The sequence below is a fragment of the Pseudomonas anatoliensis genome (assembly GCF_017976235.1).
Taxonomy (GTDB): domain Bacteria; phylum Pseudomonadota; class Gammaproteobacteria; order Pseudomonadales; family Pseudomonadaceae; genus Aquipseudomonas; species Aquipseudomonas anatoliensis.
The window spans coordinates 294,555-301,033 of record NZ_JACVHC010000009.1 but is presented as its reverse complement, the minus strand read 5'-3'; the positions used below and the strand labels follow the sequence as shown (position 1 = coordinate 301,033).

The following is a 6,479-nucleotide window of genomic DNA, read 5'->3' as shown; positions in this document are numbered from 1 at the left end:
CTGACTCCACAAGCACCCACACGAATTGCTTGATTCAGTTGTTAAAGAGCGGTTGGTTAAGATCTTTCGTCTCAACCGAGGCGCGCATTCTACAGCAGCCTCATTTGCTGTCAAGTGATTATTTTCATTTAAAATCAATCACTTACACCCGCTAGAAGCAATCTGCTGTCTGGCGGGAGGTGAATAATACAGGACTGAAACTTAGGGTCAACCCCCATTGGAAAATTCTTTTCCTGACAGGAATCAAACGGTTGCAGCCCAGTCTGCACCGACCGTCACAATCCTGTTATCTGCGACTGCTAACCTCCCCCGCCGAACCAAGTACCCGCCTCCACGCGCCCTCCGATCAAGGAACGACCCAAGGTGTTCCCAACCCCACGCCAGCAAATCATCCTGCGCTCCGATAACCTTCGCAGCGACGACTTCGGCGCTCTCTTCTCCAGGCTATTCGGCAACCGCTATTCAGACATGCCACCGCTGCCCTCTAATATCATCATCAGCGGCGTCTACGGTCGGCACGACGGTGTCAGCTTCCGTCGCATGTATTACCACGGCGACTTCACTGTCACCTTCCCCGACCCGCAGGACGAGATCACCTTCGTCATCCCCACCGCCGGCACCATCATCTTCAACCACACCACCGAGACTATCGGCGTTTCGCAGATTGGCCTGGCGATCGACAAAGCCGATATCCGCTCAATGCACTTCCACAACAATCACGCGCAACATGGAATGTCGATCAATCGTGGGCAGCTCACCGAACGGTTGTCGGCGCTGCTGGGCAAACCGATTCCACAAAAGGTCATCTTCGAGCCAATGGTCGATCTGACCGCCGCAGCGTTTCAAGGAATAAAAGCCCTGATTGATCTGGCGACGGGCACCGAGTTCGATCTGCTTATTAATAGCGGGACATTAATGCCGGCACGCCTCAGGGAGATGCTGATCGATGCGGTGCTGGAAGCGTGGCCGCACAATTTCACTGAGGCGTTACGCCGCCCGGCACCATTGGTAGCGCCGCGGCATGTGAAGTTGGCGGTTGAGTTTATTCAGGCGCACCCAGAGCAACTGATCAGTGGCGTCGATCTGGCACGCCTGAGTAATGTCAGTCAGCGGGCATTGCAGGAGGGATTTCGGCGGTTTGTCGGGACGTCTATTGTGGCGTATCAGCGGCAGGTGCGACTGGAACGGGCTTATGAGGCGCTTGCTCAGCGGCATTCGAACTCGGTGACTGACGTGGCGTTGAGGTTTGGGTTCAGCAATGTCGGGCGGTTTTGTCAGTACTTTCAAAATGCTTATGGGGTCAGCCCTGCGGATTTGAAGTCTCGGGGCTGACTTTAAGGTTGCTCAGTAAATAACTGGCTATATATAGCGAGCACGCGTGCGCCCTCGCTATATATAGAAGGCAATCCCTATTTAGAACGCATAGCTGGCCTTGAGGCTGCCGGCGAAACCATGGCTGTCGCCGCCACCGCTGGCACCGACTTCAGCGCCCACGCTCATCGGCCCCAGGCTGGCCATGATGTTAACGCCGCCAGTGAACTGATCACGGTTGTCAAAAGCGGCGCGCTGTTCGACATCAAGTCCCAGCAAATGACTTTCGCTGTCGACCTGGTGGTCGCCAAGCACATGCTCGTAACCCACGCGCGCCCCCGGCACCAGTTGCCAGGAGCCCATTGCGATCGGGGCAAACGACATATCCAGATTGGCAACAGCGCTGCGGCGGGTTTGCTTGCTGTCATCGACGTCCAGCGCCAGTTCGCTGCCCTTCTCGTTAAAGCCCTTCAGGTCGAGGTGGCTGACGCGTACGCCGAGGCTCGGTTCCATAATCACGCTACTCATTGGAACGCGGTAACCCAATGCCAAAGTCGCACCGGTGAGATTGCCGTGAGTGTCGCCTTTGGCTGTGCCGAGGCCACCACCGAGTTCGCGTTTGCTGTCGTAGTCGACGTAACCGGCGCTGACGTTGGCATCAACAAACAAACCACGCTCCAGGCTGGCGAAGCCATAGCGAGCCCCCATATTAAAGAAGGTGAAATCTGTATCAGCCTCACCACCCGCACCGCCGACGGTGCCGTTGCTATAGCCGAAGCCGCCGCGTGCACTGAGTTGTTCGGAGAATCGCTGGGTGATACCGACCATCAGGCCCTGGCTGTGTTCGTTGCTGCTTTCGGCGTGGGAGGAGCCGTCGGTGCCGAGGTAGCCTGCGAGCGCAGTGGTCCACAAACGGTATAGGCCGATTTTCAGGTCGGTGCCGCTGGCGAACGGTGCGGCGGCCTGGTCGATCAGCGCGTTCTGGCGCAGCAGGTAGCTGGCCGCGTCGGCGTGGACCTGACCACCGACCGTGGATTCGACACCGCCGAGGGTTCCGGCATCGATGGCTGATTGCAGGTAGTAGTTATAGGCGCTGTAGCTGCCTGACAAGTCAGAGTTCTGTAACTGTCGCAGCAACTCGGCACCTGCCGCAGCGTTGCCGACCAGACCCGCCTGACCCGGCAAGCTGTTGTACTCGACCAGTTTGCCGCGCAGGACATAGATCGTTTCCTGTGACAGACCCAAACCTTGTTTCAGGTAGTTATCCATCGTGCCGTACTGCGCGGCCACTTCATCGAGACCTGCCTGCAAGTAACTTGCCTCGACGCCGAGTAACGGCTCATAGATAACCGCCATGCTCGGCGGTAGTGCCTTCAATGTCGCGGCGACGCGAGCGGCAGTGTAATCGTTGGTCGCCAGATAGTTGGCCATGATCGTCGCATCGTCGAGGCCAGCGATACTCTGCAACACAGCGGCCGTCCAGCCTGTACGGTCCTTGCCAGCGGTGCAGTGGAATAGCTGGGCAGCATCGACACTCGCGAGCTCGTTGAACAATTTGCCGAACTGGCCGCGCATTCCCGCATCGCTGACGAACGCGCGATTGGTCTGCTCCATCATCGCGATGGCGTCGGCGGCGCTTTTAAACGAGAACGTAGTGATGTTCGCACCGGAGGTCGTGCTGCCGATGATGTCGATGTTTTCGTAGGTCGCTCCGGTAAGTAGCGTGTCCGGGGTCGCTGCAATTTCGCTTGGGGTGCGCAGGTCGTAAATGGCCTTGATGCCCAGACTGTTGAGGGTCTCCAGATCCGCCGCCGATGGGGTCAGCGCGTTGGAACGGTAAAACACGCCGCTGCGCATCGTGCCGTCATTGGCCGTGGAGTACGCGGTGGTGAGGCCGGCGATATCGCGGAAGTTGTCGATGGTGCTCAGGCGCGGCGTATCGAGCGGGAGGGATTCGGCAGCGTTGGCAGCGGCGATGGACAGACTCATAACGGACAGCGAAAACAGAAGACGTCGGAACACAATGCAGCCTCATGGAATAAGCGTTGGGCTGGCTACTATCGGTAATGAAGTGATACTGAATATGACAGATTGAGTGCAGATGGAAATGGCGGCGCGATCGGGCCGCGCAGTGCGCGATCTGTCCATCCATGGGAGTCGCAAGCCAAATCCATGTAGGAGCATTCGAGTGAGACGAGGCTGCGATCCTTTGATCTGGCTTTTAAAAACCAGGATCAAAAGATCGCAGCGTGCCGCAGCTCCTACATGGATATGCTTCAGTGATTAGCGATCACCTGAATCTGTGTGATCCCCACCCGCTCGGCCTGCTGCAGAATCTCCTGCGGCGTCGAGTCTGCGATGGGCATGATCAGGCCGTTTTCGGCATCACCCAGATGCAGTTCCAGCAGATGCATGGCCGCCTCGTGATCGGCCAATTGAGGCTCCTTGAGCTCGAAGGTGTGAGTGCGAGGCTCGCCGTTGAACAGGTATTCCAGAAGATAGGTGTGCATGGTTTCATCCAGGGTTGTAGGAAGAAGCAACTGTTTATCCTGACGCACCAGTCAGCTTTTAGTTCAACTGCATGTCGCTCCGTGCGCGCCTGGAGAAATGTCTTCACTCAATGCAAACTTTTCGCGCCACCCGGCGTCCTTTTCTTACACTCCCAAACAGCTGATCACAGCTAAGGACTGGCGATGACCTTCTTTATATTCCTTCTGGCCTGCGCGGCCGCCGCGACCACTGGCGTCATGTTCAAACCGGGCGAGTGGTATGAATCGCTGGCCAAACCCGGCTTCACGCCACCCAACTGGGCCTTTCCGGTGGCTTGGACAGTGATCTATCTGTTGCTGGCCTGGGCGGGTTACCGCTTGAGCCTTATTCCCGGGAGTCAGACGGTGCTGGCTTTGTGGGCCGCGCAGATTGCCCTGAATACACTGTGGACTCCGGTGTTCTTCGGCGCACATCAAATTCTTGCCGCCATGGTGATCCTGACGCTGCTCTGGCTGGTGGTTGCGGCAATGGTGGTACTGGCCGTGCAGCTTGATCTGATCACTGGTTTAATCCTGTTTCCATATCTGGCATGGCTATGCGTCGCCGCGGCGTTGAATTTCTCCATTCTGATCAAGAACCGCTGATGAACACATTCACCCGAAAAGCACCTTGGCCGGAGGGCGAGCGCGAGTTGGCGCAAGTGCACGCTTTCAACAAAAAACTCGCCTGGTTGCCGCGCTTCAAAATTCGCAATCGCGTGCTGCCGAGGATGATTCAAACGCTGCTGCGCGCCAGTCAGATCGGCGGCGCGAGAAAGCTGCGCAAAAATGGCCTCACGGCTGAAAGAAGGGTGATTGATAGCGGCGGCGTGCCGGTGGCCGTGCGGATCATTCGGCCCAAAGGTCGAGCAAAAGGCGTTGTGCTGGATTATCACGGTGGCGGCTGGGTGATCGGCAACGCGCAGATGAATGACAACTTCAACGTTGCCATCGTTAATACGTGCAATGTGACTGTCGTCTCGGTGGATTATCGGCTCGCGGTATCGACCCCCATTGAAGGAGTGATGCAAGACTGTCTGGCGGCGGCTCGATGGTTACTGACTGACGACGAGTTTGCCGATCTGCCGGTGATTGTCGTTGGCGAGTCGGCCGGAGGTCATCTGGCGGCAGCTACTTTGTTGGGGCTCAAGCAATCGCCCGATTTGCTGCAACGGGTGAGCGGTGCGCTGTTGTATTACGGCGTATACGATTTGACCGGCACGCCGAGCGTCCGCTCAGCGCCGCCGCAAACTTTGGTACTGGACGGTCCCGGCATGGTGGAAGCGTTGCGCATGCTCACGCCAGACCTGAGTGACGAAGAGCGCCGTCAGCCACCGTTGTCACCGCTGTATGGCGACTCCAGTGATTTCCCGCCGGCGCTGATGTTTGCCGGGGAACTCGATCCGCTACGCGACGACACCCTCGACATGGCCGAGCGCTGGATGCGATCGGCGCCTGTCGAGATGTACCTGCTGCCCTCCTCGCCCCACGGTTTCATTCATTTTCCAACCGCCATTGCTGAAAGCGTATTGAGCTACAGCCGTGAATGGATTTGCGCTAGGGTCAGCGGGCATTCGTTATTGAACTGACGTAAAAAACCCGGCTGATAAGGCCGGGCTTCTTTTGAGAACTGCGATCAAGCCATGCACTCACACAGCACGGCGTTCGAGCAGCCGATCTGCACCACCTTCGGCAACCAGATTGCCCTTCAGGCGATCCGCACCATCAGCAGCAACTGCGTCGCTGAACAATGGGTCAGTCTGAGTGGCTGCTGCAACCGCATCGCTGAACAGTGGATCGGTTTGAGTAGCGCCGGCAACAGCATTGAGTGCGAACAGCGAGAAAGCGAGGCCGAGGATGGTTTGGCGTTTCATGTTGATGTGCTCCGTGTGCAGTGGTTGGGTATGGAGCCGATCTTACGCCGCCTATTCGATATGAGAACCTGATTGGGTTAATGGTTCTTATTGACGCAGTCAATGATTGGATTGAAACGCATCAGCCTTGGAATTCGACAACGCGCCCTCATAACAATCACTACACCCGACACTCCCCCGAGGGGAAGGACAGACCATGACCAGCCAAACCGAAACTGCCATCCTCGCCGGCGGTTGCTTCTGGGGTATGCAGGACCTGCTGCGGCGCTACCCCGGTGTGTTGCAAACGCGGGTCGGCTACACCGGCGGCGATGTGCCAAATGCCACTTATCGCAACCATGGCAATCATGCCGAAGCGATCGAAATCGTCTTCGATCCCGCCGTGATCAGTTACCGGCAGATCCTCGAGTTCTTCTTTCAGATACACGATCCGAGCACACCCAATCGTCAGGGTAACGACCTCGGGCCCAGCTATCGCTCGGCGATCTACTACCTCAGCGAACAGCAACGCGATGTTGCCGAAGACACTGCAGCAGACGTTGACGCTTCAAAGTTGTGGCCAGGCCGCGTGGTCACCGAAATCGAACCGGCAGGGCCATTCTGGGAAGCGGAGCCGGAACACCAGGATTACCTGGAGCGTATTCCGAATGGCTACACCTGCCACTTTATCCGCCCGAACTGGAAGTTGCCCAAGCGCGACTGATAGCCAAAGTGAGTTCGCATATCTCCGACATCAGCCCCCGATACCCTTCTCTAAAAGGTACCG

7 protein-coding genes are annotated in these 6,479 nt (G+C 57.3%); 4 read left to right on the top strand and 3 right to left on the bottom strand.

What is annotated here, in order from left to right:
• Nucleotides 1–363: 363 nt before the first annotated feature.
• Nucleotides 364–1,332 (top strand): AraC family transcriptional regulator, encoded by a 969-nt coding sequence (locus tag ICA16_RS26670; RefSeq protein WP_210702026.1) that lies wholly within the window; start codon nt 364–366, stop codon nt 1,330–1,332.
• A gap of 81 nt (nt 1,333–1,413) precedes the next feature.
• Here ICA16_RS26670 and ICA16_RS26665 read toward each other — a convergent pair whose 3' ends face one another.
• Together ICA16_RS26665 and ICA16_RS26660 are read right to left on the bottom strand one after the other, a co-directional pair.
• Nucleotides 1,414–3,333, bottom strand: a complete 1,920-nt coding sequence (locus ICA16_RS26665) for a tyrosine-protein phosphatase (protein ID WP_210702025.1) — start codon at nt 3,331–3,333, stop codon at nt 1,414–1,416.
• A 254-nt stretch (nt 3,334–3,587) separates the two neighbouring features.
• Nucleotides 3,588–3,821: a hypothetical protein gene (locus ICA16_RS26660; RefSeq protein ID WP_210702024.1), complete on the bottom strand. Its 234-nt coding sequence runs from the start codon at nt 3,819–3,821 to the stop codon at nt 3,588–3,590.
• Nucleotides 3,822–4,004: 183 nt separating this feature from the next.
• Between ICA16_RS26660 and tspO the strand changes: the two genes are divergently transcribed.
• Together tspO and ICA16_RS26650 are read left to right on the top strand one after the other, a co-directional pair.
• A complete protein-coding gene (tspO, locus tag ICA16_RS26655) occupies nt 4,005–4,445 on the top strand; it encodes a tryptophan-rich sensory protein TspO (RefSeq protein ID WP_150605046.1) in 441 nt (146 codons plus the stop codon).
• Nucleotides 4,445–5,428: an alpha/beta hydrolase gene (locus ICA16_RS26650; RefSeq protein ID WP_210702023.1), complete on the top strand. Its 984-nt coding sequence runs from the start codon at nt 4,445–4,447 to the stop codon at nt 5,426–5,428. The genes tspO and ICA16_RS26650 overlap by 1 nt, the downstream gene beginning before the upstream one ends.
• Nucleotides 5,429–5,488: 60 nt before the next feature.
• On the opposite strand, the gene ICA16_RS26645 is transcribed toward ICA16_RS26650, so the two are convergent.
• Nucleotides 5,489–5,713 carry a hypothetical protein gene (locus ICA16_RS26645; RefSeq protein WP_150618265.1) on the bottom strand — a complete coding sequence of 75 codons (225 nt, stop codon included), beginning with the start codon at nt 5,711–5,713 and terminating at the stop codon, nt 5,489–5,491.
• Nucleotides 5,714–5,909: 196 nt separating this feature from the next.
• Between ICA16_RS26645 and msrA the strand changes: the two genes are divergently transcribed.
• Complete coding sequence (gene msrA / locus ICA16_RS26640; RefSeq protein ID WP_150618264.1) at nt 5,910–6,416, top strand: peptide-methionine (S)-S-oxide reductase MsrA; 507 nt, start codon at nt 5,910–5,912, stop codon at nt 6,414–6,416.
• Nucleotides 6,417–6,479: the final 63 nt, after the last annotated feature.